The sequence below is a fragment of the Arthrobacter sp. alpha11c genome, from assembly GCF_054149985.1.
Map to the genome: position 1 here is coordinate 2,915,077 of NZ_CP196747.1, position 22,197 is coordinate 2,937,273.

Below are 22,197 nucleotides of genomic sequence, written 5' to 3' on the forward strand. Positions count from 1 at the left end.
CCGACGTGATCCGCACCCTTCAATCAGGCCAGCGCTGTGAGGTGTGGATCGCGTCGGTCAGCGGGGAGTCGGCACTGCTCTACAGCACCGACCGCCTTCTTCTCGAAGCGCCCAACTGGGCCCTGGACGGAAGCTCGCTCGTCCTCAACGGGGACGGGAAGCTATGGCGTTTCGATCTCGACGCGGGCTCTCTGGAGCCTATCTCCCTCACCGGAGTCCCGGACCTGAACAACGACCACGTCCTGGCACCTGACGGCCAGGGCATCTTCGTCTCCGCGAACGACGGCCACATCTACCGTGCTTTACTGGGCGGCGGACCGGTCACGCGCATCACCGATGACGACGGCTCCTTCCATTTCCTCCACGGCGTCAGCCCGGACGGCAAGGAGTTGGCGTATGTGGGGATCGAAGCGGGAGACTTCACGCAGCCAGGTCGCCTGATGACCATAGCGTCCGACGGCGGCGCTACCGCCAGCGTGGATGTCGGCCGCTTTGATGTCGGTTCAGCCCACTGCGACGGGCCGGAGTACTCGCCCGATGGGAAATGGATTTACCTAAATACGGAGTCCTTTTCGTCCACGCAGGGTCACGCCCAGCTCGCCCGGGTTCGCGTGGACGGCACTGGCTTCCAGCGGCTCCTCGAATCCGAAACAGTCGACTGGTTCCCGCATCTCTCCCCCGATGGCCGGTACGCCAGTTACATCCGGTTCCCCAGCGGAACCGTAGGACACCCCGCGGACCTGCCGGTCGCCGTCGTACTTGTTTCTACAGAGGACTGGGCCACGCCGCTGCAGACATGGCCCCTTTTCGGTGGCCAAGGTACCCTCAACGTCAACAGCTGGTCGCCGGACTCCCGGCGTTTTGCCTATGTGGCCTACCCGCTTTCTGACTCGACGAAGGACTAAGCACGTGACTCTCAGCAATGGCACTTCCGACGGAACGATCCGCTGGGGCATCCTCGGCACAGGATTTATTGCCGGGCTCCAGACGCAGGACCTGAACGAGAACGGCTTTACCGTGCAGGCTGTGGGCTCACGCTCGTTGGAGTCCAGCCAAGCCTTCGCTGAGCTGCATGGAGTAATGACCGCCCACGGCAGCTACGAGGACTTGGTGGCGGATCCGCTGGTTGACGTGGTGTACATCGCGACGCCGCACCCGTTCCATCACGCCAACGCGCTCTTGGCCCTGAACGCCGGAAAGCATGTGCTGGTGGAGAAGGCCTTCACGATGAACGCCCGCGAAGCCCAGGAGATCGTGGACCTGGCCGAATCCAAAGGCCTTGTGGCTCTGGAAGCCATGTGGACGCGCTTCCTCCCGCACATGGTCCGCATCCGCGAACTCATCCAGGATGGCGCCATCGGCGAGGTGCGGAAGGTGGTGGCCAGCCACAACCAGAGCCTTCCCAAGGACCCTGCCCACCGGCTGAACGATCCCGCGCTGGGCGGTGGAGCACTGCTGGACCTGGGCATCTACCCGATCTCGTTTGCCTTCGACGTCCTGGGCACGCCTGCCGCAGTCCGGGCAAGCGCCTCCATGACGGCCACCGGCGTCGACAGGCAAACGGCGGCAATCTTCGAGTACTCCGACGGGCAGCAGGCCATTGTGGACTGCGAACTCGACGCCGCCAGCGCCAACCGCGCCATGGTGATCGGTACAGAGGGCTACATCGACATCGAACACACTTGGTACAACCAAGTGCCCTTCACCGTTTTCCGCGTTGATGGCGAGGTGGTGGAGCGTTTCGAGCAGCCCGTGAAGAGCCGGGGAATGCAGTACCAGGCAGCTGAGCTGGAACGCCTGATCCGCGCCGGCGAGACCGCCGGCACCATCCTGCCCCCGAGCGAAAGCGTCGCCATCATGGCCGCCATGGATGAAATCCGCCGCCAGATCGGGCTGTCTTACGCGGCGGATGCTGATGTTTCAGAAGAAGGTGCAAGGAAATGACTGAATCTGCCCGCCTTGTGGAGCTCCGCCAGCAGGAGGAAGAACTCGTCTTTGCAAGCTTTGACCACCACGATGCCTGGCGCCTCGGCTCGCTCATCGCCAACCACGCGATCGCTTCCGATTATGGCGTTGCCATCGACATCCGGCGGCACAACCTCGTGCTCTTCCGCTGCGTCCTACCTGGAGCCACGGCCGACCAGGAACAGTGGATCCGCCGCAAGTCCGCCTCGGTGCTGCGTTTTGAACACAGCACAGCCTTGTTAACTGAGCAGTTCTCCGCCCGCACCCACAGCCCTCTGGGAGGCGGCTGGCTTGCCCATGAGGACTACACGCTCGCCGGTGGCTCGTTCCCGATCCGGGTTCGTGGTGCAGGTGTGATTGGTGCAGTTACCGTGGCTGGATTGAGCTCTGATGAGGACCATGAACTGGTGGTGGATGGGATCCGGAACTATTTGAAGACGGTGGCGCCGTAATTATCTCGGCCGAGGATCTGGAATCCCTGCGGGAAACTCTTCACTGGCTATCCCAGCCGGGCATTCGCGAAGATTGTTCACAGCATTATGTAGCGGTCCAGCATCGTCGCCGCAGAACGGCGGATGGAGATAGGATCCGCCAGCCCTAGCTCTTGGGCTTTGCGCGTCGCTTTTGCACCGGGGGAACATCCAGCTGGGGTACTGCTCGAAGCATGAACCGGTCAAAGTGGGGCACTGTGAATCCCGCGTACCCGTGCGCGGGGGTGTAAAGGAGCCCCATGTTGATTAGTTCCGATCGCGTGGGAGCAAGTTGTGTGGATTCCCGTCCCATGACGGCAGCCACTTCCGCGGCCTTCTGTGACTCTGGGCCGAGCTGGGCCATGGCGCGCATGTAGGCAATCTGGAGTTGTGTGGCTCTATCCAATCGGACCCGGAAAAACGAGGAGTCCAGCTTTGCCTCGTAAGCTTCCTTGGCGTCCTCCACATCATCAAGTGTGATGACGTCGCCTTCGGCGACCGCCCAAACCTGATACCCGAGTTCCTGTACGAAGTACGGATAGCCTTCGGTCAGTTCAAATGCCCGCGCCAGCGCGTCGTCGTTGAACCGCACGCCCTCGATGTGGGCAGGTTCCGCAAGCGCCTTCTTAGCGTCCTCGAAGTCCAAGGAGCCGAGCTTCGGGAACTTGAAGAGACGCTCGGCATACGATTTGGCGTCGCCCGCTAGTTCGGCAATCTGAGGTAGTCCCGCCCCAACGAAGGTCACAGGGAGTTTCCTCTGAACCGATTTGTGTATTGCTTGGATGACGGCTTCGAGCTGCGACTGACTCAAGAACTGGACTTCGTCGAACAGCAGAACCAATCCCGTCCCATGGTCTCGGGCGGCCTCTCCTATCGAAACCAGAACATCTGTCAGGTCCAACGTCAGACTGCCATGGTCGGCAAATCCTTCCGCAGCGTCGACGTCGAGGGAAAGTGTCGGGATGCCGGAAGTCGGATCAAGGGAAAGACTAAAAGACTGCAGGACCTGGGCAGCTTTCCTCGCTTTGTCCCCCCACTTGGTTCGCGGCGAAATCTGGTAGAGCGCAGCTCGGAGTTGCGAATAGATGGTCTGGCGAAAATGGTCGTCATCGTGTTTGCTGGCCTCGAGTTCCAGGACCTTCCATTTGAACTCTTCCGATATTTGCCGGAACTCTCCCAACAAGACGGTTTTCCCCACACCACGAAGGCCCGTGACGATCATCGACTGGTTGGTCCGACCTCTGTCGAGCCGACGCAGAAGTACGCGAAAGTCCTCTAGGAACTCGTCACGACCGATAACGATCTCCGGGGTAGCGCCAGCGTTGGGAGTGTAGGGATTGTTCACGGGATCCATGAGAAGGATCTTACAAGATTTAGGAGACTTTATTGCATTCTAATAAAGTGCAATAAGATGGATAAATCGCGGGTTCATTCCAAAATTTGCGGCGTCCCAAGAGTAAGGAACTAGCCGCCCCGCGCTTTCCGGGTCGCGGCGTCGTTGGCTTTCTGAAGCGCCTTGACTAGCTCATCCTTGCTCATTTTCGAACGGCCCTTGATGTCCAGTTCCTGAGCGCGCTGATAGAGATGTTCCTTGGAGGCGTTGGCGTCCACTCCCCCTGCAGTGGGTTGCGTTGATCCAATGCCCTCTTCTGCATGCTGATCAGAAGGACCCCGTTCCTCCTTCGCCTCCCAGTGGTCGCCGACCTTCTCGTAGCTGTGCTTCACCGCGGCAAAGGCGGTGCGGGCCGCGCGGCTTTCGTCGTTGTCGTAGGTCTCCATGGCGGAATCGTAGGTCTTGGCGAAGGTGTCCTGGGCCTTCTGCTCAGAGCGCTGAAGCGTCGAGGGGAGTTCGTCTTTACGGGCATGATCGTTCTTGCCGGTCTTGGGCATCGCACTCACGCTCCTTAGTCAGGAATGCTGATCACGGACGTGCGTCCAGTTTATCAATTGCCCACGAAGGCAAAACTGACCAGGGCACGAGTGCTCCGCGTCACCGCCCCTTCAGCACATACCTTCTTTCAGGCCGCCCGACGCCGTACTTCAGCCTGACTTCCAGCGCACCTTCATCGTGGAGGTACTCAAGGTAACGACGGGCGCTCACCCGGGAGGTCCCCAATTGCTCGGCAACTTCAGCGGCGGAGACGTCGCCGGGGGCCGATTTCAGCGCGGCCTCCACGAGTTCCAGTGTCTCCACACTGCAGCCCTTGGGCAGCGTACGTTGAGCAGAATCCAGCCCGAATACCCGGTTGACATCCGATTGCTCGGCCACGTCCTTGGAAGCGTCCAGCCCTTGGTAAGCATTCAGATAGTGCTGTAATCGCTCCTGAAGATCAGACTGCGAAAAAGGCTTGATGAGGTAGTGCACAATGCCGCCGCGCAGTGCTTTACGCACCGTTTCGGTTTCACGGGCCGCACTGATCACCAACACGTCAAGGTCCGGGGCAACATCCCGGAGCTGATGCATCAGGTCCAGCCCGTTAATGTCCGGGAGATGGATATCCAACAGCACGAGGTCCGGCTGCAACCGCTGCGTCTCAAGGATGGCCTGCGCGCCAGTGTGCGCGACACCCACGACGCCGAACCCCGGCGTCCGTTGGATGAAGCCCGCGTGGACCTTGGCCACCATGAAGTCGTCATCCACAATCAAGACTTTGATCATGATTACACTGCCCCTTTATTGAATCGTGCGGTGAAAACTGCCCCATGGTCGTTGGCTACTGTCAGGTCGCCACCGGACCGGCGGCAGATCACCCGCGAGAGCGCCAGGCCGAAGCCGCGGGCGTCGCCGGGTCCCGGCTCCTTCGTGGAAAAGCCCTGCCTGAAAATGTCCTCTGCGGCGTCGGAGGGCACGCCTGGTCCGTTGTCCCGGACGGTGACTGAAACACCGTCCGTCGAGTTGACCACCAACACACTCACCGACGCCCCAACCAGCCCAGTGACGGCGTCGAACGCGTTATCCACCAAGTTGCCCACCACAGTGGTGAGGTCCCGGGACAGTTCCTCGTTGACGCGCGGGAGGCCGGACTGCGGGTCGATCTGCAGTTCCACGCCGCGCTCGGTGGCCAAACTCGCTTTGGCTATCAAGAGGGCTGCGAGCGCGGGGTCCTCGATCCGGCTGGTCACTTCGTCGTTTAGCCGGGTCCGGTCCACGGTGGCGCCGTTGACGAATTGCACCACGGAATCGTATTCGCCGATCTGGATCAGGCCGGAAATGACGTGGAGTTGGTTGGCGAACTCGTGGGCTTGGGCACGCAAAGTGTCCGTCACGGTTTTGGTGGCACCGAGTTCGCGCTCCAGGGATGACAACTCGGTGCGGTCCCTCAGCGTTGTTACGGAGCCGATGTCGCGCCCGCGGGACCGGAGGGCCACCCTGTTCATGACCACCAACCGGTCCCCCACCAGCACCAACTGATCGGGGTCTGACTGTTCCCGGGTGAGTACCACCTTCAGCGCACGGTCCACGTGAAGCGAGCCAAGTTTCCGGCCTACACAGTCTGCGGGCAGTCCCAGGAGTTGGCGGGCGCTCTCATTTGCCACGGTAATCCGCTCGTGCGGGTCCAGCGCCACTACCCCTTCCTTGAGGCCTTGCAGCATCGCTTCACGGTTTTCCACGAGCCCGGTGATCTCCCGGGGCTCCATTCCCAGGGTTTGCCGTTTGACGCGACGGGACAGCAGAAGGGAACCGGCCACGCCCAGGACACTCGCAACGCCCAGGTAGGTGAGGAGGTTGGGCACCACGTCTTCCAGCCGTTCAAGGGCAGACGGATAGTTCCTGCTGATGGCTGCGATGCCGATCATGGTCCCGGAATCGTCCAGTACCGGCACGTGTGCTGAGAGCACCTTCCCTTCATTGCCGGCAAGGACTCCGGTCCATGCCCGGCCTTCCTTGACCCTGCTGTCGCCGAGCAGAAGTGGCTTGCCCAGCTGGCTGGGATCCGAGGAGGTCACCACGGTGCCGTCCAACTTTGCGAGTGCCACGTGGGAGGAGCCGGAAACAGTGCGAATGGATTCGGCAACGGCCGGGAGGGCCGAGCCGTTCCGGGGTTCGGCAGTGGGCAACAAGGCACGCACAGTGGGGTTGTTGCCCAGGGCCTCTGCCGCGGACAAGGCGCGGCGTCCTTCAGTGCGTTCAAAAGCAGCAGCAGACTGGGCCAAGGAGATGGCTACAACAGCGACCAGGACCGCCAGGACGATCAACAACTGCAGCACAAGGTACTGCCCTGCCAAGGACATTCCTCTTCGTCGAGTCACTGTTTGGATCCTTTGGTGATTCCAATATGCAAGGGCCGCTAACAGTTTCAAAAGTAGTCCGCCTTGGCGTATCGGAACTATACCCTAAGCACGCTGAGCACCAGCGGGGCTGCGCCCTATGAGACGGCAGAGGCGTGAACGCAATGAACTTAAAGATCACTGCGAACACAAGAGTGATGACCGTCACGCCCGGACCTAGCATCAATTCACGGGGGCACAACGCTGAGCGCCCTGCACAGAATTTTCCATACTGAGAAGAGGAACACCATGCGCCAGATCCGCGCATTGCGAATCGCCGCCGTTGCTGCCGGCATCGCCCTGATGGCCACCGGTTGCGGCGCCACAGGTAAGAACTCCACTGCTTCGTCCAGCTCCGGCGCTGCAGCCGGACCGGTCACCGGACTCCAGATCATGGTTCCCAATACTCCCGGCGGTGGTTACGACACCACCGCACGGGCGGCTGCCAAGGTTCTCGACGACGAGAAGATCGCCAACAACACCGAGGTCTTCAACCTCGCAGGTGCAGGCGGCACGGTGGGTCTGGCCCGCGTCGTCAACGAAAAGGGCAACGGGGACCTCACCATGCTCATGGGTCTGGGTGTTGTGGGTGCCAGCTACACCAACAAGTCCGAGTCGAAGCTGACCCAGACCACCCCACTGGCACGACTCATTGAAGAGCCCGGCGCCATCATGGTCAGCAAGGACTCCCCGTACAAAACGATCGATGACCTCGTGAAGGCTTGGAAGGCAGATCCCGGTTCCATCTCCGTGGGTGGCGGTTCCTCGCCTGGTGGCCCTGACCACCTCCTGCCCATGCAGTTGGCGGGCGCAGTTGGCATTGACGCCACGAAGGTCAACTACGTCGCATACGACGGCGGTGGAGATCTCCTTCCGGCCATCCTGGGCAACAAGCTTGGCTTCGCGGCTTCCGGTGCAGGCGAGTACCTGCAGCAGATCAAGTCCGGTGAAGTTCGCGTCCTGGCCACCAGTGGCGAGAAGCGTCTGGAAGGTGTTGACGCCCCCACGCTGAAGGAGTCCAACATCGATCTGGTCTTCACCAACTGGCGCGGAATGGTGGCCCCTCCGGGCATCAGCGAGGACGACAAGAAGTCCCTGATTGCCGCGCTGGAGAAGATGCACGAATCCGCTGGCTGGAAAGAAGCCCTCAAGACCCACAGCTGGACCGACGCCTTCATCACCGGTGACGAGTTCCAGAAGTTCCTGACGGACCAGGACAAGCGGGTGGCGGACGTGCTCACCAAGCTTGGCTTGGCGTGAGCACTTTAGCAACAGGCCTCAAAGGCCGCGCCGAGCTGGGGGTAGCCCTCCTGCTCGGCGCGGTAGGCGTCGTTGTCTTCCTCGACGCCAACGGCCTGGTAACCCCGTATTCGAAGTCGGACCCCGTAGGGCCCAAGGCAGTTCCCTTCGTCGTTGCCGGGCTTCTGGTGGTCTGCGCAATCTTGCTGGCTATCAACGTTCTCCGCGGCGGCAAGGGCGAAGTGGAAGGCGGCGAGGACATTGACCTCGCACACCCCGCCGATTGGAAGACCGTGCTCCCCCTTGCAGGAGCATTCATCCTCAACATCCTGCTCATCGATTGGGCCGGCTGGGTCATCTCCGGGACTGTCCTGTTCTGGGGCAGCGTGCTTGCCCTTGGCAGCCGGCACTACGTTCGTGACGGAATCATCTCCATTGCGCTATCCCTGGCCACCTTCTACGGCTTCTACCTCGGCCTTGGCATTGCGCTGCCAGCCGGACTCCTGGAAGGAATCCTCTGATGGACGTCTGGTCCTCTTTGATGGACGGTTTCGCCACCGCCCTCACCCCCATGAACCTTCTGTACGCCATGATCGGCGTGCTCCTGGGAACGGCCGTTGGCGTTCTGCCAGGGCTCGGCCCGGCCATGACTGTGGCGCTGCTGCTTCCGGTCACGGCCGCCCTTGAGCCCACCAGCGCCTTTATTATGTTCGCCGGCATCTATTACGGCGGCATGTATGGCGGCTCAACAACTTCCATCCTGCTGAACACACCCGGCGAATCGTCGTCTGTAGTGACTGCCATCGAGGGCAACAAGATGGCTAAAGCCGGGCGGGCAGCCCAGGCTCTCGCGACTGCGGCGATTGGTTCCTTTATTGCCGGCACCATCGGTACGGCCCTGCTGGCAGGACTTGCACCGTTGGTGGTTCAGTTCGCCGTGAGCTTGGGCGCACCGAGTTACTTCGCCATCATGATCCTCGCCCTGTTGGCCGTCACCGCAGTCCTGGGTTCGTCCCGGCTCAGGGGCTTTGCCTCCTTGGGGCTGGGCCTGGCCATCGGTTTGGTGGGCATTGACTCCGTTACCGGCCAGCGCCGCCTGACCTTCGGCCAGCCGATGCTGGCCGACGGCCTGGACATCGTGGTGGTGGCAGTGGCCATCTTCGCCGTGGGTGAAGCACTGTGGGTTGCCGCGCACTTGCGTCGTTCACCTCTTCACATCATTCCCGTCGGACGTCCTTGGATGGGCAAGAAAGACTGGGCACGTTCCTGGAAACCCTGGTTGCGTGGCACGGCCTTCGGCTTCCCGTTTGGCGCACTGCCCGCCGGTGGTGCCGAGATCCCCACGTTCCTCTCCTATGTCACCGAGAAACGGCTGACAAAACATCCAGAAGAATTTGGCAAGGGAGCCATCGAAGGCGTCGCAGGCCCGGAAGCGGCCAATAACGCTGCCGCCGCCGGAACCCTGACCCCAATGCTTGCCCTCGGCTTGCCCACCAACGCCACAGCCGCCGTCATGCTCGCGGCGTTCACCTCGTACGGCATCCAGCCCGGCCCGCAGCTGTTCTCCAGCCAAGGTCCCCTGGTGTGGGCACTCATCGCCAGCCTCTTCATCGGCAACCTGCTGCTCCTGCTCATCAACCTGCCCCTGGCACCCCTGTGGGCGAAACTGCTGCAGCTTCCTCGGCCCTACCTCTACGCCGGCATCCTCTTCTTCGCTACGTTGGGCGCCTACTCGGTGAACCTGCAGGCGTTCGACCTGGTGATCCTGCTGGTGCTCGGAGCTTTGGGATTCATGATGCGGCGCTTCGGGCTACCTGTATTGCCCCTGATTCTGGGCGTCATCCTCGGCCCGCGCATCGAAGGCCAGCTACGCCGGACTCTCCAGCTGTTCGCTGGTGACCCCGCCGGGCTGTTGAGCGAGCCAATCGCCGTCGTCGTCTATATCATCGTGGCTATCGTCATCCTCTGGCCGCTGCTCTTCAAGCTGGTCCGCCGCAACCGTCCGGTGCCAGCCAGCGTGGTCCCCGCGCACCCCAGTGAAGTGCTCCTGACGGAGGACGCCGCGATCCAAGCTGACGAAAACACCACCCCGCTCCAGCACAACAGCCACCACAACGTCCGCGACAACAAGGAGAAGCCATGACCATCGTGGTGGGATACGTCCCCACGCCCGAGGGTGAAGCCGCACTGACCCAAGCCATTGCCGAAGCGAAGAAAAACAACGACACCCTGTTGGTGATCAACTCTTCCAAAGGCGACGCCTTGGTGGATAACAGGTACGCGCAGGAACCGGAGATCCAGACCATCGAGGAGCGTCTTGCCCTGCAGGGCGTCGAGCACATCATCAAGCAGCCCGTCCGCGGCCATGATGCCGCTGCTGAGGTGCTGGATGCGGCCGATGAGCACAATGCCGAGTTGATTGTGATTGGCCTTCGCCGCCGCAGCCCGGTTGGCAAACTCATCATGGGCAGTGTCTCGCAACGGATCCTGCTGGAGGCGGACTGCCCGGTGCTCGCGGTGAAAGCAGACTAAAGGCAAATCAGGAGATCGTGTCCAGCTAATGCCCCTAAGATTCGTTCTTAGGGGCATTAGCCGTTCACAAACTCCAAGGGGGACCACGTGGCCGAGACCATTCGAACAGCAACAGCGGACGACGCCGGGAAGCTGGCTGAACTTGCGGCCGTCACCTTTCCGCTGGCGTGCCCACCTGGCGCCTCATCGGCGGACATCCAGGCCCATCTCGAGAAGACGCTCGCCGAGGCGAACTTCGTGGATTACCTCGCCGATCCGAACGTCACCATTTTGGTGCTCGACGACGACGGACAGCTCAACGGGTACACCATGCTGATTGCCAAGCCGGCAAGCGACCCGGATGTAGCCTCCGTGCTCTCGGCACTCCCCTCCACGGAACTGAGCAAGTGCTACGTCCACCCGGACCATCACGGCCAGGGAGCCGCATCCCGCCTCATGAAAGCCTCGGTCGCGGACGCTGCGGAAAAGGGCGCGGCAGGAGTCTGGCTTGGCGTGAACAGTGAAAATGCCAAGGCGATCCGTTTCTATGAGAAGAGCGGCTTCCAGAGGGTGGGCACCAAGTCCTTCAAACTGGGCGACACCGTGGAGCATGACTTCGTCATGGAGCGCGAGCTCTAAAAAGCTAGCCGAACAGGTCCCCCGCCAACGGCGGCCGGGGATCGGAGCGCAACTCCAGGTCAGCCGGCAATCCCGTCACGGTGCCATTGCCCGCGGACGCCTGGATGGTGACCCGCGAGCGCCCCAGCAGCACGTTTTCGGCCTTGAACTCCCCGAACGAGTCCGGGAGGATGGGCGCCAGGTGGAGTACTTTCCTGGTGAAATCGGGGTCGAACCGCAAGAGGATGCGAGCCAGCTGAATCGGGGCTGCAGCTGCCCACGCCTGCGGGGAACACGCCGTCGGATATGGCACCGGCTCCGGGAAGTCTGAGCGGTCAAAGCCGCAGAACAGTTCCGGAAGCTGACCGCCAAAGTGCTCAGCGGCGTCGAACAATCCGCTCGCCACCCGGCTGGCTTCCTTCACGAAGCCGTACCGCATGAGTCCAGTCGCCACTACCGCTGTATCGTGCGGCCAGACCGAGCCGTTGTGGTAGCTGACGGGGTTGTATGCACCCATGTCTGACCCAAGGGTGCGGATCCCCCAGCCCGTGAACATCTCAGGTGCCATCAGCCGCTCCGCCACAAGCGCAGCCTTGTCCTCGTCCACAATGCCGGTCCACAAACAGTGGCCCATGTTGGACGTGCAGGAATCCACAGGTTTCTTGTCCTTGTCCAGGGCAAGGGCGTAATAGCCCCTGTCCGGCAGCCAGAAAGCCTCGTTGAACGCTTCCTTCAGCGCCTCGGCCCGATCCGCGCAACGGCGTTCGACGGCGGTATCGCCCGCGGCGCGTGCCAGCAGCGAACGCCCAACATAAGCTCCGTAGGCGTAAGCCTGGACCTCACATAAGGCGATGGGTGTTTCAGCGATCCTGCCGTCGGCGAAGTTGATGCCGTCCCAGGAGTCCTTCCACCCTTGATTGATCAGGCCGTGACTGTTGGGGCGTTGGTATTCGATGAACCCGTCGCCATCCCGGTCGCCGTAGTTCTCCATCCATGAAATTGCCCGGTCGGCATGGGGAAGGAGGGAATCGATGATGTCCGCCCCCAGGCCCCATCGGCTGAGTTCGCCCAGCAGCATGACGAAGAGTGGCGTTGCATCCACGGTTCCGTAGTAGGCGGTTCCGCCCAAGGAGAGTCCGGCCGTGACTCCCAGCCTCACCTCGTGGGGCATGCGGCCGGGTTCCTCCTCGGAGTCGGCGTCCACTTTGCTGCCCTGAAGCCCGGCCAGTGTTTGCAGCGAGCCAGCCGCGAGTCCGGGGTCCACCATGAGTGACATGTAGGACGCCAGGATCGAGTCGCGTCCAAACAGTGCCATGAACCAGGGCGCTCCTGCTGCGACCGCAGCACGCCCAGGGTGTTCGTGGTCGAAGATCCGCAACGAACCAAGATCGCTCTGGCTTCGTTCCAGGACTTCCTCGACGTTCCTGTCCGTGACAGCGATCCTGGGAACGTGCTCCGCCCAGGCCATATGCCGACGAACACCGATGGTGTGGTGAAGCGCCGTGGTTTCCGTAAACGGTTCGTCCGGCCCCTTTCCATTGATCAGGGGAATGGCAATGACGCTGGTGCTCCACTGGCTGCGGGCCGGGATAGTGACGTGGAATGTCAGTCCTTCCGGGTTCGCCTTGGCTCCCGAAGCCCGGAACGCCACTCCGCGGCGTTCGCCGTTCGTGTGAACGGACTCAATATGGAGCTCCTTCTTGCGCGCCGTTTTCTCGGTGGCTCCTGCCCTGCTTGTCCTGCCGCCCTTGACGTCGAAGAGGTCGGCGAGGTCGGCGTCGATGAGCAACTCGATCTCGCAAGGCGCCGGCTGACCCGAGTAGTTCCTGATGGTGAGGTCGTCCCGCAGCCCGGCGCCCACATGCCTCTGATGCTGCACAACCAGCGGACTGTCGAAGCGCCCATCGCTGGAGCAGGCCCGGCCAACATATTCGGCTTGGAACGCCGTGCGGTTGGTGGTGACCAATGGTTCCCGGAGGGCCCCGTTAATCCTCAGGATCCAACGCGACACGATCCGGGTGTCCTGGTAGTAGGTGCCTTGGGAGCCGCCGCCGTGGATGTCACCGGAATGGGCTGAGATGCAGAAGGATGAACCTTCGACGATGGTCACGGCGCCCAGCTCGGAAGCGCCTGCCTCCGTATCGGCGTTCCAAGCAGTCATGGCCCACGAAGCCTTCCTCGGGAAATGTCCTGCTTATCGATCACAGGTTGATGGGGGCTTGCCTCTGATTGTCTTGCAACTTACCGTTGCCGGGAAGGCCCCCGGCCTTGAATTCTTCGATGACCGTGGCATAAAGCTCCAGATGGTCCGCCGCCATCCGTGCTGCGTTGAAATACTCATCCACGGTACGCCGGCACTCCGCACGGCTAAGCCCTTGCACGTCCTGTACAAACCCTGCGAGTTCATTGGTCTGCGCGAGATATCCTGTGACGCCATGCCGGACTATTTCCGGTGCCGCACCCATTGGAGTGGACAGTACTGGTGTTCCGGTGGCCAACGACTCGATCATGACCAGCCCGAACGGTTCATGCCACTGTATGGGGTTGATCAGCGCCATCGCTCCGCCCATCAGTTCGTACTTCTCCGGATCTGAGAGTTCGCCGAGGAATTCTTCCTCCGAGCCAAGGACAGGCTCCACGACGTCGTGGAAGTAGTCCCGCTCTTCCTTGGCATGCATCTTGGCAGCGATGCGCAGCGGCACCCCGGCCTCGCGGGCAACGGCCACCGCCTCCAGCAAGCCCTTGTCCGGGCACATGCGCCCGACAAAGCACGCGTAGCCGCCGGCACCGCCGCCAACAGAAACCGTGGAGAGATCCAGGCCATGGTGGATGACTGCCGATATTTGAAGGTCGGAAATGCGGCTGCATTGGTCATGCGAAATACCGATGATCGCGGTGTCCTGGGCCATATCCCGGTAGAGCCCTGCGTACCTCGGTGTCAGCGGGCCATGGACGGTGGTTACCACGGGAACACCCGGCGGCCGGTGGGCGTAGAGAGGTCCGGCAAGGGTGTGGTCGTGGATAATGTCCACGTCCTTCATGCCGGCATAAGCCTTGATGACGTGGTGCAACTCGCTGAGCGTCAGCCCCAACTCTTCAGGCTCGCTCGGCCCGAAGCCGCGCAATTGTGGAACGGGGCAGGTGCTGTCGGACGCCGTAGCCAGGAGCACGTCGTGCCCTGCATCGGCCAAGGCCCGAGCCAAAGCGTCCACGACCCGTTCCGTGCCGCCATACCGTTCCGGGGGCACTGTGAACCATGGCCCAACGATGAGTCCAACGCGCATGCTGTAGGCCTCCACAAACATTCGAACCCACGCACGGGGTTCAACCTCGTGTTGATCGCGGCCCCAGACACACGCGATGCTTTGGGACGAAGAGCGCCCCACCGGCTAACTGCATAACCTGCTTCACACATTAGGCTGGGCACGCCAGCCCCGGCAATGGGTGACGAAAATAACAGACTTTTCCGGAATGCCCCCGAGGCCTTGGAAGTTGACCACAACATGAAGATTGAGATCTGGTCCGACGTCGCGTGTCCGTGGTGCTACATCGGCAAGCGCCGTTTTGAGACTGCCCTGGCACAGTTCCCGCACCGTGATTCCGTGGACATCGAGTGGAAGAGCTACCAGCTGGATCCCTCAGTCCCGGAGCACTATGACGGCACGGAATTGGACTACCTGAGCAAGCGCAAGGGCATGGCCCCGGAGCAGGTCAAGCAGATGTTCGCCCACGTCACGGAGACCGCCAAGGGCGAAGGCCTGGACTATCACTTCGACAAGGTAGTAGTTGCCAACAGCTTCACGGCCCACCGCCTCATCCACCTCGCCGCAGCCCATGGCCGCCAGGATGCCGCCAAAGAACGGTTGCTCAGCGATCACTTTGAGCACGGTAAGGACATCGGCAACCAGGAATACCTCACGGAACTTGGCGCCGCTCTGGAACTCCCTGCCAACGAAGTCGCAGAACTGTTCACCACAGACAAATACTCAGACGCCGTCAACGAGGACATCAACGAGGCCCGCGCCATCGGCGTCACCGGCGTTCCGTTCTTCGTGATCGACCGCAAGTACGGCATCTCCGGTGCCCAGCCGGCGCAGCTCTTCAGCGAGGCGCTGAACCAGGCGTGGCAGGAAGCCAATCCCCTGATCCCCGTGGGCGCATCCGACGCCGAGGCCTGCGGTCCGGACGGCTGCAGCATCTAAGTAGCCCCCGCCGTCGAACCCTAACCCAAGTAGGTAGCAGCAGAGCGCGTTATGGACGTCCATAACGCGCTCTGCTGCGACTCAGTTGGGGTCAGCGGGGGCTAGCTCTTCACGACCTCAAGCTCGACGACGGCCCAGGACAACGCGGGCAGCGTCAGCCGAAGCTCCGAACCCGTCGCCTTGACGCCTTCCAGCGGCTTCAGACCGACCCGGCCCTGTTGGTCCTGGGTGTTGGTGGTGAACCTGTCGCCGCCTTCCGGGATCTCCAGGACTTCGGCGCGGAGCACCTGGCGGGCGTCGAAGCCACGCAGGGCTGCCTCGACGTCGGCGGCTTCTTCCAGCCCGCGGTTCGCGAAGAACAGCGCAACGCGCCCCGTTTCCTCGTTCCACGTGGCGCTGACGTCCACAAGGTCCGTGCCACCGAACCGCTCATTCTCGTACTTGTCCGAGTCCACGGAGAGCCGCAGGATCTGGCCCTTGGCGAACTCAGCCATCCGGGCGAACGGGTGGAAAATGGTCTGCTTCCAGGCCGGCCCGTTCTCTTCCGAGAGGATGGGCGCGATGACGTTGACCAGCTGCGCCTGGTTGGCGATCTTGACGCGGTCGCCGTGGCGGAGCAGCGAGTTGAGCAGGGTTCCCACCACCACGGCATCCGTCACGTTGTACTTGTCCTCAATGACGCGGGGGTGCTCACGCCAGCCAGCCTTGATCACGTTGTGAGGCTGGTCCTCAGTGTCCAGGCCGCGCTGGTACCAGACGTTCCATTCGTCGAATGACAGGTTGATGTGCTTCTTGTGCTTGCCCTTGGCCCGAACGGCATCCGCGGTGGCGATCACTGACTCGATGAAGTAGTCGGTATCGACGGCGGATGCCAGGAAGCTGCCGACGTCGCCTTCGTGCTCGTAGTAGTAGGCGTGGAGGGAAACGTAATCCACTTCGTCGTAGGTGTGGGTGAGGACCGTCTGCTCCCAGGCACCGAACGTAGGCATCCGGGAGTTGGAACTGCCACAGGCCACCAATTCAATGTCCGGGTCCACGAAGCGCATGGCCTTGGCCGCTTCCTGGGCAAGGCGCCCATACTCCTCGGCGGTCTTGTGGCCGATCTGCCAAGGACCGTCCATTTCGTTGCCCAGGCACCACAGTTTGATATCGAAGGGGTCCTTGTGGCCGTTCTTGGCACGGAGATCGGACCAGTAGCTGCCGCCGGGGTGGTTGGCGTACTCCACGATCTCGCGGGCAGCATCCACTCCCCTGGTGCCCAGGTTGATGGCTTCCATGATTTCCGTGCCGGCCTGCTTGGACCAGTCCACGAACTCGTGGAGGCCGAAAGCATTCGTTTCCACTGTGTGCCAGGCACCGTCCAGGCGGCGGGGCCGGGTTTCGCGGGGGCCGATGCCGTCCTCCCAGTTATAGCCGGAGACGAAGTTGCCGCCGGGGTACCGGATGACGGTGGCACCCAGTTCCTTGACCAGCTTCAGGACGTCCTGGCGGAAGCCGTTCTCGTCGGCCTCAGGGTGTCCGGGCTCGTAGATGCCGCTGTACACACAGCGGCCCATGTGCTCCACGAAGGAGCCGAAGAGGCGCCGGGGTACCTCGCCGATGGTGAAATCTCGATCGAGGGTAATGCGTGCGCGGGACATTTATCTCCTTGGTTGTGTTCTCAAACAGTTGCTAAGCGAAAGTGCCGGATCAGGTTCCGGCGAGTCCCGTCGTCGCGACGCCCTTGATGATCTGGCGTTGGAAGAACAGGAAGACGACGATGAGCGGCAAAGCTGCCAACAAGGCAGACGCCATGTTCTGCGCGTACTGGACCCCGTAGGCACTCTTGATGGTTTGCAGGCCCACGGGGAGGGTCAGAAGGGAGTCGTCGTTGGTGGAGATGAACGGCCACAGGAAGTTGTTCCACGCACCGATGAACACGAAGATCGCGACGGCGGCCAGGATGGGCCGGGACAACGGCAGGATGATCTGCAGGAAGATCCGGAGACGACTGGCACCGTCCATCACTGCCGCTTCTTCGAGTTCATGCGGGATTTGGTCGAAGAACTTTTTGAGGACAAACACCATGGCGGGGTGGATGACCTGCGGCAGGATGATGGCCCATGAGGTATCGATCATCTTGAACGCGAGCATTTGGTAAAAGAGCGGAATCATCAGCACGGGTGGCGGGACAATGATGGCAGCGATGATCACGACCATCAGGACCTTCTTGCCTTTGAACTCGATCCTGGAGAGTGCGTAAGCGATGAGAGCCGAGATCACCAGTGTGATTGCCGTGATGGCCGCGGAGGTGTAGAGGGAGTTCCACGTCCAGAGCGGGATGTTCCCGGCCTGGAAAACATTGACGAAAGCGTCAAAGGTAAAGCCCGACGGCGGAAACCAGCTGACCTTGGACGCTGACGCATCCGCTTCGGACTTGAACGCAGTAACCGTGGCCCAGGCGAACGGAATCAGCCACAGAACAGCGATCAAAGCGGCGACGACGACTGCTGCGACCCTGCCGACGGTCAGCTTCTTGCGCGGCTGGCGGATCTTCAGGGCGGTGGTGGGCGCGGCTGGGGTGGTACGGGTGAGGGTAGGGGTTGCCATGGCTATGCGCTCCTGCGGCGGGTGATGACGAACTGCAGCGCGGAAACCAGCACAATCAGTCCGAAGAAGATGTAGGAGATAGCTGCGGAATACCCCAGCCGGTATCCGGTGAACCCGGTTTCGAAGATGTACTGGACCACGGGACGGGTAGATCCGCCCGGACCCCCGGCTGTCATCTGGTAAATCTGGTCAAAGACCTTCAGGGAAGCCAGGATTTGGAGCAACACAATCATCACGGTCGTAGGCGTGAGCTGCGGCAGCGTAATGGAGAAGAATTGCCGCCAGGGGCCGGCACCGTCCAGGGACGATGCTTCATAGTGCTGGACGGGGATGTTCTGCATTGCCGCCAGGTAGAGCAGGAAGTTGAAGCCCACAGTCCACCAGAGTGTCGCGATCACGATTGACCACATGGCCACATTGGGATCGTTAAGCCACCCCATTTTTGGTATTCCGAACTTTGACAGGAAATCGTTGATCAGGCCGAGCTGCGGGTTGTACATCCAGACGAAGAACAACGACACAACCGTGGAAGCCAACAGGAACGGGGCAAAGTAGGAGAGCCGCCACAGCCACTGGGCTGGAAGGCCGATGTTCAGCAGGGCCGCCATTACCAGCGCAACCAGCACCAGTGGGACAGTGCTGATGACTGTGAAGTACAACGTGTTGCCCAGCGAACGCCACATGCCGGCATCGGCAAAGGCTTCGGCGTAGTTGGAAAAACCGATCAGACTGTCGTTGGCGCCTGTCAGGGATTTGCCCGTGAGACTCATGTAGAAGCCGTACAGAATGGGCCAAACGAGGAAGACGAGGAAGAACACCAGGAAGGGTGCTGCAAATGCCCACCCGTTGAGGGTGTCCCTGCTTCTTCGCAGAGATAGCCCGGCCTTGCCTGGGCTGGGTGTTGTCCGTGGTTGGCTGGTCTGCCGGGACAGTGTAGAGGAACTCATGAAGGACTCCTTTGTCGCTCGGTGCGCTGGTGCCGGTCAGACCGGGTTGGGCCGGGATAGAAGGTCGTTGGTGCGGGCCACGAAGCCATCCCACCCTGTGCTTGCTTTGTCGCGCCCCAGAAGCACGTTCTGGATATGCTCGGCAAAGTAGGTCTGCCAGTCCGATCCCGAGCCGCTGAACCAGGATTCGGGATCGTAGGCGATGATGTCCGCCGCGTTGGCGTAGTGGATCTGCGGCGTGAGCTTCCCGTAGTCCGGCGATTGAACCACCGGCTGGTACGCCGGGATATGGCCGGCCTCGGCCCACAACAGCGAACCCTTCAGAACGTCACTGACGAACTTGTACGCATCCTTCCGTTTCGCTTCGTCAACCGCGAGCTGCCGCGGGAGGACGAAGGAATGCGAATCGGCGTACGAGGCGGGTGTCCCGTACAGGGTGGGGATGGTGGCGGCGTCAACCGGCAACTTTGCCTTCTTCATGGTGGGCAATTCCCAGCCACCACTGAAGAGCATTCCCGAATCGCCACGGACGAATTCTGCAATACCGGTGTTGATGTCGCCGCTCTTGGCCGCGATAGTGTCGTCGAAGAGCGAAGCCATGAACTCCAGCGATTCGATCGCAGCGTCCCTGTCCGCCTCCATCTGCCGGCCGGGCGTGAGGACAATTTCCGCTCCGTGCTGCTTGTAGAGCGTGTAGAACAGCCGCCACATCTGCGAGCCCAGGTTCAGGTAGCCAAAGGACAATCCGTGGGCCTTGGTGATCTTTTGCATCTCCAGTGCCATGGCCTTGAACTCATCGGGCGAACTGACCTCCTGCAACTGGCCATTACTTTCCAGGAGCCCGGCCTTGGCGGCGACGTCCGTGTTGTAGAACATGATGAACGGGTGGGAGTCCAGCGCGATGGAGAAAACTTTCCCATCTTGCTGGCCCTTTTCCCAGATGCGCGGCGCGAAGTTCTCCGGCGTGATGCCATTCTCCGCGAGCAGCCCCAGATCCCAGGGCTCTATGAGTCCGCCCGGGGCATATCCCGGGACCCGGCTGGCGTGCATAATGGCCACCTCTGGAGGTCGGCCCCCGGCAGATGCCATGGCTAGCTTGGTGTAGTACGGCGGACCCCAGGCCAACACGGTGGGGTGCACCTTGAAGCCGGGATTGGCTTGGTTGGCATTGGCGATCATCGCTTGCATCTTGGTGCCGTCGCCGCCGGACAAGAGATGCCAGAAGCCGATCTCCCTGACGCCGGTGGCTTGGGCCGCACCTCCACAGCCTGTGAGGCTGGTGGCCAGAAGCCCGCCTCCGAGGAGGGCCGATCCCGTCAATAACTGTCTCCGGGACAACTGTTTCCCGGTCAAAGATTCAAACTGCTTCACCCGTCACTCCTTTGGAAGGGTCCGCTGAAAGGACACAACTGCTGCGCAAATCCGGCTTCGGTGCATCTCCACTGCCGGGTAAAAGGGTGGCCCGGGGGTGACGCGGCTCTCACATTACATCGTTGTAATATCTGAGGCAAGAGAAATTGTTAGCGCGCACACTTAAATTTCAAAGGCCGCCTAGCCCGTGCTGTCCCGCTCTACAATGGCGTAGTCCACCGTGACGACGCGTTGTCCGTGGCCCCTGTCCGCCATACGCTCAGTGAGCAGGCGCAGCGCTTCGGTGGCAATGGTCCGCTTGTCGAAAGATACGGTGGTCAGCGAGGGAACTGCGTAGCGCCCATCCATGACGTCGTCGAAACCGGCCACCGCGACGTCATCAGGAACGCGGACGCCCCTCTTCCACAGCGTATTGAGGGCTCCAATGGCCAGCGAATCCGTGAAGCAGAACAGTGCCTCCGGCAGCGGCTTGGAATCCAGATAGCGGGTCAGTGATTCGGCTGCAGCTCCAGGCGTCCAAGGCGAGCAGGAAATCAGCAGGGATTCATCCAGAGGGATCCCGAGGATCTGGAGCGCAGCCTCGTAGCCCTGTCTGCGTTGAATCGACGTGGCAGACTGCCTGGTCTTGTTTATACCGAGCACGGCGATACGCCGACGCCCGGATTTGGCCAGGGCCAGCGTCATATCCCGCGCCGCCGCGAAACTGTCCACGTAAACACGGTCCGCAAGCTCCTGGCTCACTTCGCCCAACAGCACGACGGGAGGCAAGGCCACACCAACCTTGACCGCACTTTCATCCAGCACCACCGGATTGAGAATGAGCCCATCGATGAGGTTGGAGCGCGCGCGGGTCATCAGCTCCTGCTCGCGCTCCGGATCCGAACCGGTTTCCTCGATCTGGACGCTCCAGCCTTGCTCGTGGGCTACTTCCACGATGCTCTGGGCTATCTCAGCGGAGAACGGGGTGGCCAGATCCGGCAAGGCCAACGCGATGACACCGGAGCGGCCGTTGCGGAGCCCGCGCGCGGAAAGGTTGGGAACGTAGTCGAGCTCCTGCATTGCCTGCTCAACCCTGAGCCGCGTTGGAGCGCTGACCGGCACGATTCCGTTCATGACGTTCGAGACGGTTTTCGGCGACACTCCCGCGCGGCGCGCCACATCCTTGACCGTTGCCCGCAACAGTCCCCCTTGTGAATTTAGTGTCCGGGTGAGTTCGCGTCCGGTTCCCACGATGTTACGCGAGTTTGTGTACGCCCAATGCCCCTGGGAAGGCCTCCAACGGGCATCACGTGTACGCAAACTGCAGGACTTGGTGACACATCACTGTAAAGTGTCTATATGCCCAGGATCACGGCCGCCACGAATGCTGCCCAACGCGCCGAGACCCAACGCCGTATTCTGACCGCCTTCGGTGAGCTCCTCTTTACCCATGGCCTGCCCGGCCTCACCATGACGGACGTCGCGCGCCATGCAGGCGTTGGCCGCACCGCCGTTTACAACTACTACGCAGACATGGAGCAGTTGCTCATTGCGTACGCGCTGGATGAAACCGAGCGCTTTATCGTGGACCTTCGCGATTCGCTGGCAGCTCTTGAAAATCCTGTGGACAGGCTGGCCCTCTACGTCCGCGCCCAGGTGGAGGACCTCAGCCGCCGCCACCTTCCGCCAGGGCCAGCGATGGCCGCCGTCCTTTCCCCGGCCTCGTTCGCGAAGCTCGCGGACCACGTGGGCGACCTCAACGTCCTCCTCCAGGACATCCTGACTGACGGCGTCCAGCAGGGCTATCTCCCGGACACTGACGTCGCCCAGCTGGCGCGGCTCATTCACGGCACACTGTCCGCCAGTGCCGCACGACGCAACCGAACGCCCGACGGCGAGACTCCGGCGCCTGCCCCAGCCTCCGACGTCGAGCTCCAGACAGCGCAAACGGTGCGATTCATCCAGCTGGGTGCGGGAGCACAGTTCGACGAGGCGGGCAAGCCCGTCCGCATGGATGCTGTGACCCTTTAACTCCCA

At 61.7% G+C, this 22,197-nt stretch carries 21 protein-coding genes; 10 read left to right on the forward strand and 11 right to left on the reverse strand.

Features of this window, described 5'->3' with window-relative positions; genetic code table 11:
- The first annotated feature begins 5 nt into the window (after positions 1-5).
- From ACTAQJ_RS13185 to ACTAQJ_RS13195, 3 genes are read left to right on the forward strand one after another with little or no spacing between them, the layout of a single operon-like run.
- Positions 6-905 carry a TolB family protein gene (locus tag ACTAQJ_RS13185; RefSeq protein ID WP_431118184.1) on the forward strand — a complete coding sequence of 300 codons (900 nt, stop codon included), beginning with the start codon at positions 6-8 and terminating at the stop codon, positions 903-905.
- Between the two features lie 4 nt (positions 906-909).
- Positions 910-1,944 carry a Gfo/Idh/MocA family protein gene (locus tag ACTAQJ_RS13190; RefSeq protein ID WP_498696715.1) on the forward strand — a complete coding sequence of 345 codons (1,035 nt, stop codon included), beginning with the start codon at positions 910-912 and terminating at the stop codon, positions 1,942-1,944.
- Entirely contained in the window at positions 1,941-2,417 is a 477-nt protein-coding gene (locus ACTAQJ_RS13195) for a heme-degrading domain-containing protein (protein WP_498696717.1), read from the forward strand. Before ACTAQJ_RS13190 ends, ACTAQJ_RS13195 begins: the two co-directional genes overlap by 4 nt.
- A gap of 145 nt (positions 2,418-2,562) precedes the next feature.
- Here the strand turns inward: ACTAQJ_RS13195 and ACTAQJ_RS13200 are convergent, their stop codons facing one another.
- The 4 genes from ACTAQJ_RS13200 to ACTAQJ_RS13215 all read right to left on the reverse strand — a co-directional run bounded on the left by ACTAQJ_RS13200 (position 2,563) and on the right by ACTAQJ_RS13215 (position 6,668).
- Positions 2,563-3,789: an ATP-binding protein gene (locus ACTAQJ_RS13200; protein WP_498696719.1), complete on the reverse strand. Its 1,227-nt coding sequence runs from the start codon at positions 3,787-3,789 to the stop codon at positions 2,563-2,565.
- 110 nt (positions 3,790-3,899) lie between these two features.
- Positions 3,900-4,325 (reverse strand): ChaB family protein, encoded by a 426-nt coding sequence (locus ACTAQJ_RS13205; protein ID WP_498702193.1) that lies wholly within the window; start codon positions 4,323-4,325, stop codon positions 3,900-3,902.
- 100 nt (positions 4,326-4,425) lie between these two features.
- The gene (locus ACTAQJ_RS13210; protein WP_431118159.1) at positions 4,426-5,094 is read right to left on the reverse strand and encodes a response regulator; all 669 of its coding nucleotides are present in this window, start codon (positions 5,092-5,094) and stop codon (positions 4,426-4,428) included.
- Positions 5,095-5,096: 2 nt separating this feature from the next.
- Positions 5,097-6,668 carry a sensor histidine kinase gene (locus ACTAQJ_RS13215; RefSeq protein WP_498702194.1) on the reverse strand — a complete coding sequence of 524 codons (1,572 nt, stop codon included), beginning with the start codon at positions 6,666-6,668 and terminating at the stop codon, positions 5,097-5,099.
- A gap of 285 nt (positions 6,669-6,953) precedes the next feature.
- On the opposite strand from ACTAQJ_RS13215, the gene ACTAQJ_RS13220 reads away from it, so the two are divergent.
- The 5 genes from ACTAQJ_RS13220 (at position 6,954) to ACTAQJ_RS13240 (ending at position 11,093) form a co-directional block, all read left to right on the forward strand.
- Positions 6,954-7,964 (forward strand): Bug family tripartite tricarboxylate transporter substrate binding protein, encoded by a 1,011-nt coding sequence (locus ACTAQJ_RS13220; protein ID WP_498696722.1) that lies wholly within the window; start codon positions 6,954-6,956, stop codon positions 7,962-7,964.
- Complete coding sequence (locus ACTAQJ_RS13225; protein ID WP_498696724.1) at positions 7,961-8,464, forward strand: tripartite tricarboxylate transporter TctB family protein; 504 nt, start codon at positions 7,961-7,963, stop codon at positions 8,462-8,464. The genes ACTAQJ_RS13220 and ACTAQJ_RS13225 overlap by 4 nt, the downstream gene beginning before the upstream one ends.
- On the forward strand, positions 8,464-10,086 hold the full coding sequence (locus tag ACTAQJ_RS13230; RefSeq protein WP_498696725.1) for a tripartite tricarboxylate transporter permease: 1,623 nt from the start codon (positions 8,464-8,466) through the stop codon (positions 10,084-10,086). Before ACTAQJ_RS13225 ends, ACTAQJ_RS13230 begins: the two co-directional genes overlap by 1 nt.
- Entirely contained in the window at positions 10,083-10,475 is a 393-nt protein-coding gene (locus tag ACTAQJ_RS13235; RefSeq protein ID WP_431118153.1) for a universal stress protein, read from the forward strand. The genes ACTAQJ_RS13230 and ACTAQJ_RS13235 overlap by 4 nt, the downstream gene beginning before the upstream one ends.
- An 87-nt stretch (positions 10,476-10,562) precedes the next feature.
- Positions 10,563-11,093 carry a GNAT family N-acetyltransferase gene (locus tag ACTAQJ_RS13240; RefSeq protein WP_498696727.1) on the forward strand — a complete coding sequence of 177 codons (531 nt, stop codon included), beginning with the start codon at positions 10,563-10,565 and terminating at the stop codon, positions 11,091-11,093.
- A 4-nt stretch (positions 11,094-11,097) separates the two neighbouring features.
- On the opposite strand, the gene ACTAQJ_RS13245 is transcribed toward ACTAQJ_RS13240, so the two are convergent.
- Complete coding sequence (locus ACTAQJ_RS13245) at positions 11,098-13,233, reverse strand: amylo-alpha-1,6-glucosidase (RefSeq protein ID WP_498696729.1); 2,136 nt, start codon at positions 13,231-13,233, stop codon at positions 11,098-11,100.
- A gap of 40 nt (positions 13,234-13,273) precedes the next feature.
- Positions 13,274-14,356, reverse strand: a complete 1,083-nt coding sequence (locus ACTAQJ_RS13250) for a glycosyltransferase family 4 protein (protein WP_431118150.1) — start codon at positions 14,354-14,356, stop codon at positions 13,274-13,276.
- Between the two features lie 219 nt (positions 14,357-14,575).
- Here ACTAQJ_RS13250 and ACTAQJ_RS13255 point away from each other — a divergent pair, with 219 nt between their 5' ends.
- Positions 14,576-15,274 (forward strand): DsbA family oxidoreductase, encoded by a 699-nt coding sequence (locus tag ACTAQJ_RS13255; RefSeq protein ID WP_431118148.1) that lies wholly within the window; start codon positions 14,576-14,578, stop codon positions 15,272-15,274.
- 101 nt (positions 15,275-15,375) lie between these two features.
- On the opposite strand, the gene arfA is transcribed toward ACTAQJ_RS13255, so the two are convergent.
- The 5 genes from arfA to ACTAQJ_RS13280 form a co-directional block, all read right to left on the reverse strand.
- Positions 15,376-16,914, reverse strand: coding sequence for an arabinosylfuranosidase ArfA (gene arfA, locus ACTAQJ_RS13260; protein WP_498696732.1), 1,539 nt, complete (start codon positions 16,912-16,914; stop codon positions 15,376-15,378).
- Positions 16,915-16,963: 49 nt separating this feature from the next.
- A complete protein-coding gene (locus ACTAQJ_RS13265; protein ID WP_498696734.1) occupies positions 16,964-17,863 on the reverse strand; it encodes a carbohydrate ABC transporter permease in 900 nt (299 codons plus the stop codon).
- Positions 17,864-17,865: 2 nt separating this feature from the next.
- Positions 17,866-18,810, reverse strand: coding sequence for a carbohydrate ABC transporter permease (locus ACTAQJ_RS13270; RefSeq protein ID WP_498696736.1), 945 nt, complete (start codon positions 18,808-18,810; stop codon positions 17,866-17,868).
- A 36-nt stretch (positions 18,811-18,846) separates the two neighbouring features.
- Positions 18,847-20,181 carry an extracellular solute-binding protein gene (locus tag ACTAQJ_RS13275; protein ID WP_498696739.1) on the reverse strand — a complete coding sequence of 445 codons (1,335 nt, stop codon included), beginning with the start codon at positions 20,179-20,181 and terminating at the stop codon, positions 18,847-18,849.
- Positions 20,182-20,361: 180 nt separating this feature from the next.
- Complete coding sequence (locus ACTAQJ_RS13280) at positions 20,362-21,360, reverse strand: LacI family DNA-binding transcriptional regulator (RefSeq protein ID WP_431120107.1); 999 nt, start codon at positions 21,358-21,360, stop codon at positions 20,362-20,364.
- Positions 21,361-21,519: 159 nt separating this feature from the next.
- Here ACTAQJ_RS13280 and ACTAQJ_RS13285 point away from each other — a divergent pair, with 159 nt between their 5' ends.
- The gene (locus tag ACTAQJ_RS13285; protein ID WP_431118142.1) at positions 21,520-22,191 is read left to right on the forward strand and encodes a TetR/AcrR family transcriptional regulator; all 672 of its coding nucleotides are present in this window, start codon (positions 21,520-21,522) and stop codon (positions 22,189-22,191) included.
- Positions 22,192-22,197 lie beyond the last annotated feature (6 nt).

Excerpts from the sequence above, each read along its gene's own strand:
- ACTAQJ_RS13195 (WP_498696717.1), top strand. The coding sequence starts at position 1,941 with ATGACTGAATCTGCCCGCCTTGTGGAGCTCCGCCAGCAGGAGGAAGAA.
- ACTAQJ_RS13200 (WP_498696719.1), bottom strand. The coding sequence starts at position 3,789 with ATGGATCCCGTGAACAATCCCTACACTCCCAACGCTGGCGCTACCCCG.
- ACTAQJ_RS13205 (WP_498702193.1), bottom strand. The coding sequence starts at position 4,325 with ATGCCCAAGACCGGCAAGAACGATCATGCCCGTAAAGACGAACTCCCC.
- ACTAQJ_RS13210 (WP_431118159.1), bottom strand. The coding sequence starts at position 5,094 with ATGATCAAAGTCTTGATTGTGGATGACGACTTCATGGTGGCCAAGGTC.
- ACTAQJ_RS13215 (WP_498702194.1), bottom strand. The coding sequence starts at position 6,668 with ATGTCCTTGGCAGGGCAGTACCTTGTGCTGCAGTTGTTGATCGTCCTG.
- ACTAQJ_RS13220 (WP_498696722.1), top strand. The coding sequence starts at position 6,954 with ATGCGCCAGATCCGCGCATTGCGAATCGCCGCCGTTGCTGCCGGCATC.
- ACTAQJ_RS13230 (WP_498696725.1), top strand. The coding sequence starts at position 8,464 with ATGGACGTCTGGTCCTCTTTGATGGACGGTTTCGCCACCGCCCTCACC.
- ACTAQJ_RS13235 (WP_431118153.1), top strand. The coding sequence starts at position 10,083 with ATGACCATCGTGGTGGGATACGTCCCCACGCCCGAGGGTGAAGCCGCA.
- ACTAQJ_RS13245 (WP_498696729.1), bottom strand. The coding sequence starts at position 13,233 with ATGACTGCTTGGAACGCCGATACGGAGGCAGGCGCTTCCGAGCTGGGC.
- ACTAQJ_RS13250 (WP_431118150.1), bottom strand. The coding sequence starts at position 14,356 with ATGCGCGTTGGACTCATCGTTGGGCCATGGTTCACAGTGCCCCCGGAA.
- ACTAQJ_RS13255 (WP_431118148.1), top strand. The coding sequence starts at position 14,576 with ATGAAGATTGAGATCTGGTCCGACGTCGCGTGTCCGTGGTGCTACATC.
- arfA (WP_498696732.1), bottom strand. The coding sequence starts at position 16,914 with ATGTCCCGCGCACGCATTACCCTCGATCGAGATTTCACCATCGGCGAG.
- ACTAQJ_RS13265 (WP_498696734.1), bottom strand. The coding sequence starts at position 17,863 with ATGGCAACCCCTACCCTCACCCGTACCACCCCAGCCGCGCCCACCACC.
- ACTAQJ_RS13270 (WP_498696736.1), bottom strand. The coding sequence starts at position 18,810 with ATGAGTTCCTCTACACTGTCCCGGCAGACCAGCCAACCACGGACAACA.
- ACTAQJ_RS13285 (WP_431118142.1), top strand. The coding sequence starts at position 21,520 with ATGCCCAGGATCACGGCCGCCACGAATGCTGCCCAACGCGCCGAGACC.